Origin of the sequence: Methanothermobacter sp., assembly GCF_030055425.1 — an archaeon.
Classification (GTDB): Archaea; Methanobacteriota; Methanobacteria; order Methanobacteriales; family Methanothermobacteraceae; genus Methanothermobacter.
The window spans coordinates 120,912-138,951 of sequence record NZ_JASFYE010000004.1; the positions used below are offsets into that span (position 1 = coordinate 120,912).

General features: G+C 51.1%; 10 protein-coding genes. 4 read left to right on the top strand and 6 right to left on the bottom strand.

The genetic code is table 11. The features are described 5' to 3' along the window. Nucleotides 1-65 precede the first annotated feature (65 nt). The 3 genes from QFX39_RS05745 to QFX39_RS05755 all read left to right on the top strand — a co-directional run bounded on the left by QFX39_RS05745 (nt 66) and on the right by QFX39_RS05755 (nt 9,565). Nucleotides 66-4,739 carry a cobaltochelatase subunit CobN gene (locus QFX39_RS05745; protein ID WP_300478154.1) on the top strand — a complete coding sequence of 1,558 codons (4,674 nt, stop codon included), beginning with the start codon at nt 66-68 and terminating at the stop codon, nt 4,737-4,739. 408 nt (nt 4,740-5,147) lie between these two features. Then, the gene (locus QFX39_RS05750; RefSeq protein WP_300478155.1) at nt 5,148-5,363 is read left to right on the top strand and encodes a hypothetical protein; all 216 of its coding nucleotides are present in this window, start codon (nt 5,148-5,150) and stop codon (nt 5,361-5,363) included. Nucleotides 5,364-5,449: 86 nt separating this feature from the next. Continuing rightward, on the top strand, nt 5,450-9,565 hold the full coding sequence (locus tag QFX39_RS05755; protein ID WP_300478206.1) for a right-handed parallel beta-helix repeat-containing protein: 4,116 nt from the start codon (nt 5,450-5,452) through the stop codon (nt 9,563-9,565). A gap of 73 nt (nt 9,566-9,638) precedes the next feature. On the opposite strand, the gene QFX39_RS05760 is transcribed toward QFX39_RS05755, so the two are convergent. From QFX39_RS05760 to QFX39_RS05775, 4 genes are all read right to left on the bottom strand, one after another. After that, nucleotides 9,639-10,016: a cupin domain-containing protein gene (locus QFX39_RS05760; RefSeq protein ID WP_300478157.1), complete on the bottom strand. Its 378-nt coding sequence runs from the start codon at nt 10,014-10,016 to the stop codon at nt 9,639-9,641. Nucleotides 10,017-10,027: 11 nt separating this feature from the next. Then, nucleotides 10,028-10,645, bottom strand: coding sequence for a hypothetical protein (locus tag QFX39_RS05765; protein WP_300478159.1), 618 nt, complete (start codon nt 10,643-10,645; stop codon nt 10,028-10,030). Nucleotides 10,646-10,657: 12 nt separating this feature from the next. Continuing rightward, nucleotides 10,658-11,536, bottom strand: a complete 879-nt coding sequence (locus tag QFX39_RS05770) for an alpha/beta fold hydrolase (RefSeq protein WP_300478161.1) — start codon at nt 11,534-11,536, stop codon at nt 10,658-10,660. 149 nt (nt 11,537-11,685) lie between these two features. Continuing rightward, the gene (locus QFX39_RS05775) at nt 11,686-11,823 is read right to left on the bottom strand and encodes a hypothetical protein (protein WP_300478163.1); all 138 of its coding nucleotides are present in this window, start codon (nt 11,821-11,823) and stop codon (nt 11,686-11,688) included. Nucleotides 11,824-11,994: 171 nt separating this feature from the next. Between QFX39_RS05775 and QFX39_RS05780 the strand changes: the two genes are divergently transcribed. Next, the gene (locus tag QFX39_RS05780) at nt 11,995-13,686 is read left to right on the top strand and encodes a histidine kinase dimerization/phosphoacceptor domain -containing protein (RefSeq protein WP_300478207.1); all 1,692 of its coding nucleotides are present in this window, start codon (nt 11,995-11,997) and stop codon (nt 13,684-13,686) included. A gap of 68 nt (nt 13,687-13,754) precedes the next feature. Here the strand turns inward: QFX39_RS05780 and QFX39_RS05785 are convergent, their stop codons facing one another. Both QFX39_RS05785 and QFX39_RS05790 read right to left on the bottom strand, forming a co-directional pair. After that, nucleotides 13,755-15,863, bottom strand: coding sequence for a pseudomurein-binding repeat-containing protein (locus QFX39_RS05785; RefSeq protein WP_300478165.1), 2,109 nt, complete (start codon nt 15,861-15,863; stop codon nt 13,755-13,757). A 387-nt stretch (nt 15,864-16,250) separates the two neighbouring features. Further along, the gene (locus QFX39_RS05790; RefSeq protein ID WP_300478167.1) at nt 16,251-17,888 is read right to left on the bottom strand and encodes a cation:proton antiporter; all 1,638 of its coding nucleotides are present in this window, start codon (nt 17,886-17,888) and stop codon (nt 16,251-16,253) included. Nucleotides 17,889-18,040 lie beyond the last annotated feature (152 nt).

The following is an 18,040-nucleotide window of genomic DNA, read 5'->3' on the forward strand; positions in this document are numbered from 1 at the left end:
ACTAATTTTAAATTAACACATCAATAATACTTATTCTGCAGTTAAAACATGGAGGTGATAAGATAATGGATTCAAGGGTAATAGTGATTGCAGTGTTACTCGTATTCATCTTTCAGGGTACAGCCGATGCAGCAGACAACAGCACCGTGGATGTCCTCGTCATACACTCCATCGAGGGGACCAGGGTTGTGAATGAGGCGGCCCACAGGGTCCTCCAGGAGTACCCTGATAGGAACATCACAATCAGGGTCAGGAGCTCACCCCAGATAGTCAACTCCACACCCGAGGAGGTGGAGGCACTCATAAACTCCTCGGACGTCATAATCTGCAACTACCTGGGGACAGAGGACTACACGAGGATGCTCAGGGTCATAACAGCAAAACCCGAAATCCTCAACGGAAAATTCTTCGCAGTCTTCGATGGTGCAAGTGGACTTGAACTCGTTAAGATGAGCCGGATAAACGATGAACTGGTCTTCAACGGCGTCCCGGACACTGTGGTGAGCACAGTGAGCAGGGCCCTCAGAGTGCTCCAGCCCCTCCCACTCCTGGAGGCCTACGTTAACCAGTACCCCCAGATAGCCCTCTGGGCCCAGGGGGAGGGATACTACTGCTACAGGAACGTCCCCAGCTACAGGAACCAGATACTCTGGGCCGCGGATATATGGGCAAGGGGCAGGAACATCACCCTCAACGTAACCTACGACCCGCCAAGGGCGGTTTCAAGGGAACTCCTGTACCGTGACGGGAAGCTCTATGAGAACCTCACAGACTACCTCAGGGACTATCCACTGGACCCTGCAAAGCCCACAATAGGGTTCATAGAATCCGAGAGCAACATGCTCGGTGGCGGAACAGCCCATATAGACAGCCTCATAGAGAAGCTCAGAAACCGGTACAACATAATATCAGCGGTTGCAAGGTACGGTGAAAACACCTACTCTGCCATGGTGAGGTTCTTCACAACAGCACCAGACCTGGCATCATTTGAGGCCAACACCACGCTTTACACTCCAAGGATCCAGGCGCTGGTCTCATTCAGCACCTACCTCCTCGGGGGCTCAGCCTCAGAGAAGGTGAACACACTCCTGAAGTTCCTCAACGTCCCGGTCCTCAGGGGTGTTATAGTGAACACAAGGACAGTGGATGACTGGTTACTCTCCAGTGACGGTGTCACGCCCTGGAGCCAGGATGACATCATGGGACAGGCAGGGTTCCCCGAGACCCAGGGACTCATAGAGCCCATAATCATAGCCGCGGCAGAGTTTCAGAGCGACAGAGTAACAGGTGCCTACACCTACTCCTACTCACCCATACCCGAGAGGGTGGAGAAACTGGCAGCGAGACTCACAAACTGGGTAAACCTCAGTTTAACACCGGCAGGGGAGAAGAGGATAGCCATCATATACTACAACTACCCGCCAGGCAAATCAGAGATCGGGGCAAGCTACCTCAACGTACCGGAGAGCATCCATGAGATACTCCTCAACCTGAAGAAGGAGGGATACAGGGTCGGAAACATCACAGGAGCAGCTGAACTCGTAACCCTCATGGTTGAGAGGGGGATAAACATTGCAAACTGGGCACCCGGTGAACTCGAGAGACTCGCAAACACCACAGGCGTCATACTATGGGATGCAGAGGAATACCTCAGATGGTTCCAGGGCCTCAACCCCATAGCAAGAAGATACGTCACAGAGGGCCCCACAGCATACATGGAGGAACTCCTGAAAATGGGCCTCCAGAGGAATGTTAAGGCGGAGACCCTCATGAAGGCCCTGAACTCATGGTACGCTGAGATGAAGGACAACATAAAGTCATCAGACAAAGCCTCAGAGGGGCTGCAATTACTTGAAGTCATGTACACGGCACTCAGTGGAATTATAGGCGGCAACTCCAGCCTCTGGAACACATTCCAGGCTGCAAGGAACTCCTTCATGCTCCTTGCAATACCCGGTCTCTGTGGCTGGGGAGAAGCCCCCGGGAATGTGATGACCGTAACAAGGAACGGCAGGAAATACATTGTTATACCTGGTATACTGGAGGGGAACGTCTTCATCGGACCCCAGCCCCAGAGGGGATGGGAGGCCAACCCCGAGATGCTCTACAACGTGGGTGTACTCCCACCACACCACCAGTACCTGGCCTACTATGCATGGATAAACACGGTATTCAATGCCAGCGCAATGATACACATGGGTACCATGGGAAGCTACGAGTGGCTCCCGGGAAAGGAGGTCATGCTCTCAGATTTCGACTTCCCTGATATAGTGGTGGATGAGACACCATCAATCTACATCTACCGCGTGGATAATGCAGCGGATGGACTGGCAGCCAAGAGGCGTGGACTCGCAGTCATCATCGACCACCTGACACCGGCAATGAAATCAACAGGACTCTACGGCGAACTCCTCACACTCAAGGAGTTAATATCAAACTACAAGAAGGCTGATGAACAGCTCAAAAACCAGTACCTGGCAGAGATACGGAACACAGCCATTAAACTGAACCTCGGTGATGAACTCGGCATCAGCATCCAGAATTCAACTCCAGATGAACTCATAACCACCATATCAGGGTACCTAATGAGGATCGAGTCCACACTGATACCGGTGGGACTCCACACCTTCGGGAGGGAGTGGAGCAGCGATGCAATAGCATACATGGTATCCTCAATGATCTCAACAGGAGACAGCTCCATATACAGGCTCCTGGCAGCAGAATACGGCTGGATCTACGAGGAACTCACACTGGACCAGCGTGCAGTTATCGAAAACAGGACGCTTACCATGGTAAGGGCACTTGTAGACGGCTCAGGACCAGAGAACCTCACAGATTCACCTGACATACTCAGCAAACTCCAGGCAGCAACAGAGTACATAGCATTAATCAGGAGGAGCACAGCGGGGGAGATGTCATCCCTCCTGAACGCACTCAGGGGCGGCTACGTTGAACCAGGACCCGGAAGGGAGCCCCTCATGAACCCATCAGGCCTCCCCACAGGAAGGAACTTCTACACCATAGACCCCAGCACCGTCCCAACACAGGCAGCCTACAGTGTGGGGGCTGAGATAGTGAGGAGGGTCCTTGCCACCTACACAGAACCACCAGAGAAACTTGCAGTGGTAATCTGGGGCGTGGACACAGCCAGGGACGACGGTGCCATGGTATCCTTTGTCCTGAACCTCCTGGGTGTGAAGCCAGTATGGAGCAGCTCAGGTACAGTTACAGGGGTGAAACTCATACCACTCAGTGAACTTGGAAGGCCACGTATAGACGCGGTGGTCACGGTAAGCGGACTCTTCAGGGACGTCTACGGCCAGGTCGCTGTTACAATGGACAGGGCATTCAGGCTGGCCCTCGCAGCATCATACACCACCATACTTGAAGGGTACCCACAGGTTTCAGAGGCCCTTGAGGCGGCCGTTAAACCCCTCAGGACACTTAAACTCTTCACAGCAGGAAGTGACCCCCTTGAGATGAACAGGGTGGCAGTGCACTGGCTTGAACTGGTCCAGAAGTACCTTGGGGCCGGTATGAACGCCTCAGATGCTGGTAACATGGCCATCTACAGGATATTCGCACCACCCCTGGGATCCTACGGCACAGGAGTCAAGGAGGCGGGTGAGATGTCCTGGACCTACAACAGCACAGATGAACTCGCAGACCTCTTCATGAGCCGCATGGGAACATCCTACTCAGAGACCGGCTGGGGTGTTAAGAACGTTGACCTCCTAGCAGACCTCCTCAGGGGCGTATCAGCGGTCTACCAGGGAAGAAGCACCTACCTTGTGGGTGTCACAGAGAACGATGACATGGCAGACTACCTGGGCGGCCTTTCACTGGCGATAAGGAAACTCACAGGCAGCACACCTGCAGTTAACATAATAACAGTGGCCACAGGTACACCTGAGATCCTCTCACTCCAGCAGACAATTGCCATTGACATGAGGACACGCTACCTCAACCCCGACTATGTGAGGGGTCTCATGTCTGAGGGGTACGCCGGTGCCAACAGGCTCTCATCGGCGGTAAGGTCCCTATGGCTCTGGCAGGTCACATCACCCTCAGGTGTGCCTTCATGGGCATGGGATGAACTTGCAGATACCTACATAAGGGACGTTAATGGCCTGGGTGTCAGGGAGTGGCTCTCAGGTAAGAACTCCTATGCACTGATATCCATCACAGGGACCATGCTCCAGGCAGCACATGAGGGGCACTGGAAGGCTGATGAGGCAACACTAAGGCTCCTTGCATCCACATGGGCACAGGCGATGGCAGAGAATGGTGTTGCCTGCTGTGACTGCAGCTGCGGCAATATCGCAATGATGGAGTGGGCCATGCAGTACCTCAACCCTGACCTCCTTGCAAGGGTTAAGGAGAAACTGTATGCGGCCACAGGGAGCTCAGCATTCGCCCCAGCAGGAGGATCCACACCTGATATACCATCAACTCCAAACCAGGGAGATTCTGGTGGAGGTTCACCCTCAGCCGGGCGAACTCCATCACCAGGAAGGGGCGCCGGGATCTCCAATGATGCTGGAACTTCAGTTTCCGAGGTTAAGAGCGCCCAGGAGTCACCTGCTGCCGGGGCAGGGAAGGCCTATGAGGTGAGCAGGGCTTCTTCTTCTCAGGGTTCCAGTACCGGAATGCCGATCTACGCCATAATCGGTGTTATCGCACTGGTCGCCCTTGCTGGCGTGGGTTACTTCATGGGAGGTGGAAGAAACAGAATATAACCATTCATTTTTTTATTTTTTTAAGATTGTGGTGGCGAAATTATATGGTTACTGGATTTTTTTATCCATAATACTCATTGGTTCTCTTTATTCTCCTGAACTGTGATTTCATCGTGTTTAATGATCACCGGGCGAGATTTGGACAATATGACCAATTTTTACATTATCAATCACTATTTTAAATCATTTTAAATAAATTGGGGATTATACGGTCTATTTTCATTTACCCGCGAAAATTTTATATATTGTTAAAGTACATAAAATGAGTAGAGGGGGTTTGTCGCTAGTTCTGTGATCGACTTCCTTTTGCGGGGGGTTTGTCGCTAGTTCTGTGATCGACTTCCTTTTCAAGCACATTGGGGGAGATCTTAGGTGATTTCAAACTCGTTTCCGTCAATTAAGGTATTTTTGCTGGTGTTATTCGTTGTTTTAGTTTCCATTTCATCTTCATCTGCCGCTGAATGGACTGTAGGTCCAGGCGGAGGCTACAACTTCACATCGATTCAGGCTGCAATTGATAATGGGTCCACCGTCAGTGGAGATACAATAACCGTCCACGACGATGGAGGGAACCCCTACACATACCATGAGAGCGTCACTGTAAACAAGACCAACCTCACCTAAGGAGTGCGGGTCTTGTAACCGTTAACGGATCACTTAATCCCTCAAGCCCGGTCTTCAGGGTTCAATCCACGGGTTCAGGAGCCACCATCCAGGGATTCAGACTCGTCGGCGCAACAGCCGCTGCGGGTGTATCCGTGGATGGGGCAGGGAATGTTACCCTCAGGGACCTTAACATAACCGGTCCCAGCCTTGGTGTTGTTATTAATGGTGTTTCCTCCAATGTGACTCTTTCCGGTGTCACTGTGAACAGGACATACAATCAGGGATTGCTGCTCTATTCTTCTTCCAGTGTTTCTGGTCTGGTTGTGCGTGATTCTGTCTTTGACTCCACCGGGGCCAGTGCTATTGAGAAATATTACGCTTCCACTCTGGATGTTTTGAGGCTTGAGAATGTTACTGTGGTCAATGCGACTGGTCATGGGGTTTTCCTGCGGGCTTACAATTATTATGGTTATTTTGTGCGTAATGTGGTTGTGAATAATACCACAATCAGGGACTGCTCACAGGATGGTTTGAGGGTGGTTATGGAGCCTAATAGTGAGAATGTTACGGTGGGTAACAGTACTTTTAGTGGTAACAGGCAGCATGGTGCGTATTTTGAGAGTAGGGGTCTACTTTTATTGGATGATAATGTGTTTTCTGGTAATGGTTTTGGTGGGGGTGTTGATGGTTATTATGGTTTGAGGGTTGTTGGTGATAATGTTGCTGGGTTTGTCCTTTCTGGGGGTAACCGTTTTGTGGGTAATCGTAATGGTGTTTACCTGAGGCGTGTTGGTGGTGAGTCTGCTCCTGTGATTCTGAGCGGTTCTCAGTTGACTGATAATGCGGGTTATCCTGTGGTTTTTGAGGGTGTTGCTTTTGTGACTGTTCGTGATGCGGTCTTTGATGATGCGGCTGCCCGGGTTGCTACAGGGTTTGGTATTCAGCGTGGTGTGCTTATTCGCGGGGCATCATCTAATGTGACTGTTTCCGGTGTCACTGTGAACAGGACTTCCCAGCAGGGTCTGATGGTTGATGCTGGTGCCAGTGTTTCCGGTCTGGTTGTGCGTGATTCTGTTTTTGACTCCACCGGTGCCAGTGGTATTGAGAAGGATTACAGTTCAAGTGTGGATGTTTTGAGGCTTGAGAATGTTACTGTGGTCAATGCGACTGGTCATGGGGTTTTCCTGCGGGCTTACAATTATTATGGTTATTTTGTGCGTAATGTGGTTGTGAATAACACCACAATCCGGGACTGCTCACAGGATGGTTTAAGGATAACCATGGAGACAAACAGTGAAAATGCCACAATAATCAATCTCACTTCAACCAACAATCGGGGAAGCGGATTATACGCAGAGCTCAGAGGAAACAACACCCTTGAAAACAGCACATTCAGTAACAATACTAACTGGGGAATATGGTTAACAGGCCAGAATAATCCCAAATTAACCTTCCAGAGAAACAATGCCTACAATAACTCTGCTGGCGGTATCTACCTGCGAAACATCAATAATATTACCATCAATGGTTCTGAGAGTGTTATAAAGGATAATGGTGGTAATTGTTTGGAGCTTCAGAATGCTGATGGTGTGACTGTTGAGGGTCTGGTGTTTGGTAATGGTGTGAGGCAGTTTAATTATGGGGTTGTGGCTGTTGACTGTGATGATCTCGTCCTGAGGGGTCTTAGTATCGGTAACTCTACCTTGCAGGGTGTGCGTGTTGGTGGCACGGCGTCTAATGTGACTCTTGTGGGTGTTAATGTTACTGGTAGTGGTCAGCAGGGTCTCTATCTGGTTGAGGGTTCCACTTTGAGGAATGTGACTGTGGATGATTCCTGGTTTGTGAATTGTAGTGATGGTATCCGGAGGGTTAGCTGGAGCTGGGGTGGTTTCCTTGATGGTATAACCATCCGCAACTCCCATGTGGTTAACAGCAGGGGTTATGGTGTCTTCCTGGAGGGTTATAACACCCTGAGGAATGTGGTGCTTGATAACCTGACTGTTACTGGTTCCAGGGGTCATGGTGTCTATGTGACAATGTCCGCTGCTGATAGCGGTAACCTGACAGTGAAAAACACGACGATATCCGATAGTAATGGTGTTGGGCTCTACCTGGTGGATGTTCGTGAAGCTGTGACCCTACGGGATAACACTGTATCCAGCAGTACGGACTGGGGTTTATGGTTACGTGGGGTTGATAGCCCTGAATTAACAATCCAGAACAACACACTAACCTCCAACAGCAGAGGCATGTACCTCCAGGGCGTAACCGGCTCTGAATTCATCGACAACACCATCACCAGCACCACGGGTCCTGATCTCCAGGCTGACCCAGACACATCAAACACCTTCACACGCCTCAGGGTGGGCCTACTCTACCCCACACTCCTGAGCTTCAGGTACACCGCAGGGATCATACTGAGGGAAGTTGAATCACCACCAGCAGACCCTGCAGGATGGGTTAACATCACAAAATATGTGGACATATCATCAGCAGGAGCAACAATCCTTGATTACCTCAGGTTCCACTACACACCAGGTGACGTTGCAGGTAAAAATGAGACAGGCCTCCGGGTCTTCCGCCACTCAGGAACCTGGAACCAGCTTCCAGAGACAGGTGTGAACACCACCGAGAGGTACGTCTACGCAGACAACATCAACACCTTCAGCACCTTCGCGCCCCTCACAGAGAAGTACCCCACCACCACAACCCTCCAGGGGGCGCAGGCAGTGGCCGGGGAGATAGCCGAACTCGTGGCGACACTCACATCACCGGTAGGACCAGTTGAGGGAAGGGAGATCAGATTCTACCTTGAGGGCGTACTCCTGGGATCAGCCCTCACAGATAACACAGGAAAAGCCAGGTTCACCACCACTGCAGGGGCACCTGGCACATACGCCACCAGGGCAGAATTCCCGGGTGATGACACCCACCTCCCATCAGAGGACACATCCACACTCAAGGTACTTAAACCGGCCACATTCAACCTTGATAACCTCAAGGTGACACCTGATACCGGTGTGGCACCCCTCAGGGTAAACGTCACGGTGAATGTCACAAATACCGGGGAGGTTGCAGGTGTATGCAGGGTTAACCTCACTGTCAATGGGGTGGTGGTGGCCTTCAGGGATATCACACTTAACCCTGCATCATCAGCTGAGGTGAGCTTCCTCAGGGACCTCACAGATCCCGGCGTGTACACGGTGGGTGTTGATGGTCTTGCTCCGGTGGCTGTCACCGTCCTCAAACCTGCGACTTTTGTACTGGATAACCTCGAGGTTGATCCTGTGACGGGTCTTGAGCCCCTGAATGTTAACGTCGCCGTGGATGTCACAAATACCGGGGATGTTGCAGGTGACTACACCGCCAGCCTCATGGTCAATGGTGCAGTGGTCTCTCAAAGGACACTGACAGTCAATGCCGGTGAGACCGTCAGGGTTACATTCACCAGGGTCCTTTCAAGGGGAACCTACAATGTCACGGTCGATGGTCTTGCTCCGGTGGCTGTCACCGTCCTCAAACCGGCAACCTTCCAGCTAAGTAACCTGAGGGTTTCACCGGTATCAGGACCCTCACCACTCGGTATCACCGTGACGGTCAGGGTCACGAATACAGGGGACCTGGCAGGTTCATACCCAGCTGATCTCATGATAAACGGCGTGAAGGTCGACTCAAGGATAGTTAACCTCAATGGCGGGGAATCAACCACATTAACATATACCAGGACACTCAGCGCAGGCACCTACAGGGTCACAGTTGACACCCTCCCACCCATCACCGTAACGGTAACGTCCAGCGGCATAACTGCTGAGCAGGTTATCTCAGCCGCAAGATACATCACATGGTACTACGGCAAATACAGGAGGCTGCCAGGTACAGTCAGGATAGCAGGTAGGAACTACTCCCCACCGGAGGTCCTTGACATCCTTGTGAGGACAGCCATCAACCTTGCTGCCGGCAGTAAGAGACCTGTAACACCCAGAGCCGTGGGCTACCCCACCGCACCCAAGGGTATCTACATGCCAGGTAAACTTTACATGAGCGCATACCTGAGGTACGCTGTAAACATAAGGGACTTCATAACCAGGAATAGAAGGGCCCCCAACTATGCTGTGACATCCCGTGGAAGGGTCCCCTACTCCAGGCTGGTCTTCATGTACAGCAGGATACTCGGATTCTACGGTGCAAGCGGAAGGTTACCACAGTACGTGGTAATCTAAAATTTTTTTTAATTGAATAAAAATTGAATTTATGGGGATTCTTTGCTTAAAAAATGAGGGTTTTGGTGTGCTGTCAATCCATGACAAGTTCCTCGTCTTCACCCCTCCAGGGTGGGGATACGATGCACAGGAATGAGAGGTCCCCCTCACCACTGTTCTCAATGTACTGCACACAGCCAGGGGGAATATAGACTGCGTCGCCCGCACTTACTTCCCTCACCTCATCCCCTATGTGCATGACCCCTTCACCCTTGAGGATATAGTAGACCTCCACGGACTCCCCCAGGCGGTGGGGAAGTGAGGCCTCACCTTCCCTGAGTATGGCATGGGCGAGGCTGAAGTTCATCCCCACAGGGTCATTCCTGGGGTGGATGATCTCAGAGAGCAGGGTACCATCCAGGACCCTCCTATATTCGCGGTCATCAGGGTTTTTAACAATCAGGTGAACCATCCCCAGTCAAATTACATGTAGAAGTCCTTCTTAACCATCCTGGCCTCCTCTGGCTTTCCCTGGGGGTAGTATATGTAGTCTGCGCTGAGCACGATGCGCCCGGCATCAGGTTTCAGGGTGAAGTTACCGCCGAAGAAGGTCTCAACACCGTTTATCCTGAAGTCACCCCTGAAGTCTGTCCCGTTGTTCATGAACTTACCGCCGCCATCCCATGCGGCGCAGGTCATATTGTAGTGGCCGCTTAGGGGTGTTCTGAACATGGCAGACTTCAGGTCGCCCCTCAGGAGTGATATCAGGGTATCCCAGGTGACGTCGATGTGGTCTATGTGGCCCACCCCACTAAGACCGCTCTCATTGTAGCATATCCTTGTACCGTTAACCTCATGGGTGTCAAGGTTCTCTGCACCTGGGAGCACTATCTGGAACCTGAAGTCCCTCCCCCTACCATTTATTGAGTAGTAGCCCCCAAGGGAACCCTCACCCGGCTTATTAGCCGGGATTGATGTGTATGAGGTGTAAGTGTAGGGTATCTGTGCGAATATGGCCTCATCGAAGACCTCAACCGCGAGTACCGTGACGATTATGAGTCCAGCTATAACACCTGCAACTATCAGAATCCTCCTATCCATGGGAAACCTCCATCAGTATTCAACAATCTCCATCCTCCTGACTGGTCTTCCATCACCCCAGCTGCCCATACCAAGGAGTCTGCCGGTATCGGCATCCGCGAGGGTTTTATTTTCACGTGCAAGTTCCATCATCATATCCAGGACCTTCCAGTAGCCACTGTAGTCCAGGTTGTCCACCAGCACCCTGAATTCATCTGAAACCGCAAGGGGTGACAGATGATCAGCCACCAGGTTGCGGTCTGAGCGCACAAGGAGGAACAGCTTTCTGTCCCCGGGTATCTGGGGCGTGGACCTCATTATCCTGTAGGAGTCCCCAGTCCCTGTTATATTATCCCTGTCGCCGGCCATAACCACAAGGAGGGTGTCCTGGGGTATACCCCTGAGGTTCTCGAATTTCCTGCCCCCCTCCGAGTCCCCTGTCTGCACCGCCAGGATACCATCAGGGTCAGGTATATCCTGGCGGGATGCCAGGTTGAGGGCTATTATACCCCCGGCTGAGTGCCCTGCAAGGAAGAGTTCACCGTTCCAGTCTCCCCTGACCCTCCTGAGGGCGTCATTAACTGCAGATGCGGCGTTATCGGTGAAGGCATCTGATGTTGTATCGAGAAGGTTCTGGTAGCGGGGGTAGATTACGATGTTCCCCTCCCTCACAAGGTGCCTTATCCAGGCCATGTAGAAGAGGGGCTCTGTGGCGGCCCAGCCATGGATGAATACCACCACAGGGTAACTCCCGGGTTTTGATGGTTTGAAGATCCAGTACCTCTGGCTTCCCTCACCGTGGCTCTCGGTTATCATTCCGTATCCCGGTTCATCAAGGACAGGGTTGTTGAGGGCTGTACTTGGGGGGACCGTGAGGACCGCAAGGAGGAGGATAACTGCCCATATTTTCATGGATTTCACCAGTTGATCTTATGTTGCTCATTGATTAAATAGCATGAGTTCCTCCACAGGGTCTTGTTCTCTTACCCAGGACAACTTTTCGTGCACTGGACCTCAAGCAGAATCTGATCATACAAATTTTCAGTTGGGTTTATCAGACCTCAGAGGATCCTTTCATCGTTCAGGCAAACCCTTGCACCGCATGATGGGCATACAAGATAGTAAAACCGTTCCCGGTGGCTTCCATGAAGCCCGGATGACACATTGGCCCTGCATAGAGGGCAGAGGAAACGCTTCATATGTCAACCCCCAGCCACATAAGAGTATTGGAAAACTTATTAAATATAACTTTTTCACTGAATGTTAATAAATGCTTACCTCACCTGGTAAGCCACCCATAAGTATAACTTTTAATAATCCGCTACGAAGATTTTATTAATAATGGGGAGATAATATTCCTTGGGTTGAATATGGAGTGGTCTGATTCTGTTCTTTTTGCAAGGAGGCTCTCAGTTTCTGCTTCAGCAACAGTAATAGTGATATCTACCCTCATACTTGCGGGCTGGGCAACCGGTAACCAGCATCTCATGGGCAATATCCTGGGATCCCCACCCACCCAGCCGGTAACAGCAGCCCTCTTCATACCCATCGCAGCTTCCCTCATAGCCCTATCAAGGGGCTTCAGGCTTCCCGCGATACTTACAGGGACCTTCCTCCTGGTCTTCTACATCCTGACACTTTCCGGTTACATTCAGGGTGCCGAATACGGTTATAACTCAAGGATCATAACAGTGGCTCTCTTCCTTATATACGCCGCTGTCCTCTTCCTCTTCTCCACATCAAGGTTCAGCGCTGCCCAGATCATCACCTTCCCTGCTGGTGTGATCTCCTACTGCGTCCTTGTGGGTTACGCGGCGGGCCTAGGTGTCTATGGGGAGTACTTTCTCATGGCACTCTACACTGCGGTGCTTCACATACTCATAGCAATCTCCATACTTTCACTCTACCCTGAAAGGGGGGTTATGGCGCCACTTCACGCATCATTTGTTGGCGGCCACATAGTGAGGCTCATACTGCCAATGATGATAGCCAGCATAACCGTACTGGGCCTTGTAACGCTTAAGATAAGGGATTACGTGTTCCCGGGGTTCGGTGAGGTCTTCCTCATGGGCATGACATCATCCCTCATAATAATCTCCGTCATAATCGTCGCTGTGGAACTTAACCGGATCGATATGAGGAGGGAGGCCTACAGGAGGGACCTCAGGAGGACCCAGAGATTCTTCAGGGACGTTCTTGCGAACCTGGCAGAGGCAGTTGCAGTGGTCGACGCTGATGGGAACACCATATACCAGAACACGGCAATGAAGAGGCTTGGTTTGGTGGAGTTTCCTGAGTACAGCGGCGAAAGGAGGCCGGTAATCATTGATAGAATGGACATCAACGGGAGGCACTACACAGGCTGGATGGTCCCCAGGTTTCAGGGCGGCGAATATGCAGGGTTTATAGTCTCACTCACAGATATAACAGACCTCATAGTGGCCAAGAGGTCCCTTGAGGATGCACTCATGGAGAGGGACGCCCTCCTCAGTGAGGTGCACCACCGGGTCAAGAACAACCTCCAGATCATAATAAGCCTCCTGAACATCCAGGCCATGAATGCAGATGAGGATACCCGCCAGGTCCTGATGGACGCCCAGAGCCGGGTGAGGGCGATGGCAATCATCCATGAGACCCTCTATGACAGTGGCGACTTCTCAGGTGTTCTCATGTCATCATTCATAACCAGGCTGATTGAGAGGCTGATAAGCGCCCATTCGGTCTACGGGGTGGACTTTGAGGTGGATGCCGATGTGAGGCTGAACCTGGAGACCGCAATACCCCTGGGCCTGTTCATCAATGAGGCCGTCACCAACTCCATAAGGCATGCGTTCCCTGATGGTAGGGGCATGATACGTGTAAGTATTGATCCAGGTGATGTGATGCACCTCACTGTTGAGGATGATGGTAGGGGTATGGGTGAGGTCCCTGAGGGTACAGTGGGTTTATCCCTCATGAGGGCCCTTGCTGATCAGCTTGAGGGCGAATTTGAGATAATCTCTGATGGCGGCACAGCTGTATCCCTGAGGTTCAGGGAACTTGAGTATGTTCGGAGAATCTAGCTTTGAGGTATAGTTGTTGGTAGAGATAATGTAACTGATAAATAAAAAAAAGAAAAAAGTTGATTTCCTTAGAATGGCAGTTCTGCATAGTAGCCCTTTATGGTTGCAGTCTTCCAGTTCTTTATGACTCCAAGGGAGTTCATGTTGCTTGATGCGTCGGCGTTTACCCAGTTTCCGTTCACGTATAACTGGGCCCATACATGTCCATAGGTGTTACCTGAGAGGAATGTGCATTTTGCATGAACATACCTTGCCTGTATACCCGCAGCCCTTGAGAGGGCCACAAGGAGGTGTGTTATGTCCACACAGTTTCCGGTCCTGGTTTTCAGCGTGCCGGTGGCACCGTACCTTGTATTGTAGTAGAAGCTGTAGTCTATATGGTCACGCACCCAGTTGAATATGGCTGTTGCCTTCTGCAGTGTCGATGAAAGACCCTCTGTTATGCTCGCTGCAAGTGACCTTATCTCCGGGTTGTAAACGGGACAGTTGGCTGATGATGCAAGGTACTTTCCCATGAAAATTGAACTGTCGATGGTCACATGGTCTGGTAGCCTTCCGTTTGCACCCTCAAATGCAACGACCTTCGATAGCAGATAAACCAGTGTATTGAAGCTCAGACTCCCGGCACTGGATGATATGCTTGAGGGAGCCCTGCCATTTGCTAACATGTAGTTCCAGACGTCCGATGCAATTCTAAGGTAGCCGTCCCTCTGAATTGTCCCTGCTGCCACCAGGGTTGTGTTTGATCCCTCACTGAATGACCTGATTTCCAGGTCGGCGCCTGTGAGAAACCCTGCCAGCAGGTAGAGGAACTCTGAGTTTTTGACCTGAACTCCATTTATACTCACATAGGTGGGGAGCCTGTAGTTTGACTCCACAAAACTCTTGAACCTGCTGGCGGCATCCCTTAACATCTCTGCAGTTACTGAATTGGCGGCAGATGGTATTGCGATTGCGGATGGTGTTACACCCAGAAACTCCCTGTCTATCAGGCCGTACCTGAAGAGGGCATATCCGTCTGCACCTCCACTCAGAACCGCGTTTATGTCGGCCCTGAGTTCATCTGCAGGCAGTGGTGTCACATCATTGTCTGACCTGTAGGTCTGAATTCCGGTCCAGACCTGGGCGCTGAGGCTTTTGCTCTTGATGTAGGCCGTCACATTCCTTATCCATGATGTTCCTGTATTGTAGTTACCCCTGTAGGCCATGGGCACCAGTACATCCAGGTACTCTGCAAGCTTTGTATAGTCCTGTCCATAGTAGTAGGCGTTTGAGGCCTTCTCTGGCATCACCGCCGCTGATAGGAGCAGGTTGGGGTTCACTGATTTTATGGCTTCACTTATCCTCTTAACTATTCCTGTTATGGTCTCTGTGGAGTTGGGGACCTGGTAGGCGTTTCCCGGATATCTGATGTAGTCCAGGTGCACCCCGCCAACGCCAGGTACGGTAATGTAGGAGAGGGCGCGCTTTGTCAGGTTATCTATGAAGTTCTCTGCGTAGGTACGGTTGTAGCTGTACACTGTTTCGGTGGTCTTGATGGTTTTTGTAACTGTACGGTACTTTATGGTGTACCTTGTCTCCTTAACGTACCTGTAGTATGTCTTTTTAACGTAGCGGTACTTCCAGGTGTATTTCAGTTTACCATTATACCTGTACCACGCCTTGTACTTCTGTTTCACGTACCTGGTGTAGGCCTTCTTCACTGTTACGGTGTAGTAGTACCTGTATGGCTCCTTTACTGTGACCTTCTGTGTCTTTGTAACGTTGTAGGCGTATCTTCCGGTTGGGTCAACCCAATTTCCGCTGGAATCCTTGAGGCAGATCACCCACACGCTCACCCTTATCCCCTGCTCTGATGCATTGCCGAGGAACGAGGTGAGGTTCCTGCTGAACCTGGCGTCATTGAAGGCCAGCTGCTCAAGGAAGACATCCTTTATACCCATCTTTTTGAGTTCTGTGAGGTTCACTTTCCCCATATCGTAGGCCTTAACCCAGATGGCCCCATGGGGTGTGTCTGTTTCCTCTGTCTGGGTGGATGTCTGGTTACATGTATCATTTGATGTCTGGTTGTCACCTTCCGTTAATGTCTGGTTACCGCTGATTTCTGTCCCATTGAGTGTTCCATTATCGGATATCTCAACGGCACCTGCCACATTTGAGCCCAGAAATAGCACCATAACTAGGGCTATTAGTAGATTCAGTTTTCCCGAAATTTTACCGCCTCCATGGGGGTTTCGAAAACCCCACATACACTCTTAAAAGGTGCATTGTATATAAATATTGTGGTTTAAAATCAGGAAAAAGACAATATTAGAGCCTTTTAAATCAAAATAAACATTATGAGGTCTTTTTTTCTTGACCATCCACTGTTGTGGTCTGAGCACGACATAATTAACTGAAGGACAGATATGAAGGCCCCTATTCAGCTTTAGAGCCCTAAATAGGGCGTGTTTTCAGGTTCATGAACCCATGATCCCCATGGAACTGTCCGTAAATTCCACAGGAAGCCGCTGTGGAGCCTCCAGCGGGTGCATGGATTGATCCGGGTACCTTCAAATGGATGCTCAATCCTCAAGTTCACAGACACCACTGTAGCAGCTGAATATCTCCCCGGATATCCTCTCTGTTGCTTCACGTTTCTCTGAGATGACAACATCTGCCCCTGCAGTGTATAAATTCTCTGTATTCTCAAATCCCCTTATACGGGCGATTATCTTCATCCTATCATTCAGTGCCCTGGCCTCATGGATCGCGTGGACAGTTGAACGGTAGTCTGCAATGGCCACCACCATAACCGCGGCTTCCGGGACATTGAAGTGCCTGAGGACACCCACGTGGGTCCCGTCCCCATAGTATACGTTGAGGCCCTCATCCCGGGCCCTCCTGACAGTTTCAGGGTTAACGTCTATGCCTATGTAGGGTATGCCGTGGTCCTCACAGGTTTCTGCAAGCCTCCTCCCGGTTATGCCCATGCCAATGATGATCAGGTGGTCCTCGAGGTTGACCTCAGGTTTACGGTACCTCCTCCCGTTCTTTATCCGGGGGTGGATATCCGCCTGGATGATCCTCTCTGAGATCCTGGGTGAGAGGGATATGAGGAAGGGTGTTAGGGCCATGGTTATGAGTGAAACCGACAGGAAGGCCTGGAATGTGAAGCGGTCCATCAGCCCGTACCTGAGACCTGACTCAGAGAGTATGAATGAGAACTCACCTATCTGTGCCAGGACAACCCCTGTTAGCACCACTACCCTTGCTGAGAACCCCATGATGAAGCTCACGAAGCTGTTGAGGGCGAGCTTTATCATCATAACACCAATGAGTGCAAGGATGATGAGGGGCAGGTGCCCGATAAAGAACCCGACATCAAGGAGCATCCCCAGGGATACGAAGAAGAAACTCAGAAAGACCTCCTGGAATGGCAGTATGGTCCCCTGCGCCCTGTGGGCGTAATCTGTATTTGCAACGATGAGGCCTGCGAGGAAGGCGCCCAGTGCCGGTGATAGTCCCGCACTTCCGGTGAGCCAGGTTACAGATGCACATACGAGTATCACGGTGAGGAGGAATATCTCCCTGCTCCTTGTGGCTGCAACAACATCAAAGAGCCTTGGGACGATCCACCTGGCAGAGAGGAGGGTTCCAAGGAGCACAGCGCCACCTGTAAGCAGGGTGTGAAGGGGTGTCGAACCACCGGCCCCTGCAAGGAAGGGTATGGTGAGTATCATGGGCACCGCCGCCACGTCCTGGAATATTAGGATGGCCAGGGAGGCCTGGCCGTGGGGTGTCTCTGTCTCATGGAGGTCCTGGAGGACCTTCAGTACAACTGCTGTACTGCTCAGGGCGATGAGAAAACCCATGAAGACGGCCTTTCCAGGGTTCAATCCAAGTATCAGTGTGAGGAATGCCACCATCAGCACTGTGAGTCCTATCTGGAGTGTACCCCCAATGAGGGCGGTCTTCCTGAATTCACCGAACCTCTCAGGGGACATTTCGAGTCCGATGGTGAATAGGAGGAGTATGACACCGAGTTCTGCGAGGCTCTCTATGCTGCCAGAGGATATGAGGCCAAGGACCGAAGGGCCGGCTATGACCCCTGTTACAAAGAAGCCAAGTATGGTTGGAAGTTTAGCCCGGTTCAGCACAATGAGGACAATCAGCGCGAGGCTGAATATGATGACTATCTCCCTGATTAGTGGAACCTCCATGATAACACCCTGTTTTATGACGATCCAATACTCTTATTTATATAGTGTGTATTTAACCTATAAGTCTTGATTAAAAGTGGGGGCCATGTGGACATCCCCATCTCACCAGCGTGTATTTAATCTATAAGTTTTGATTAAAAGAGAAACGAGAA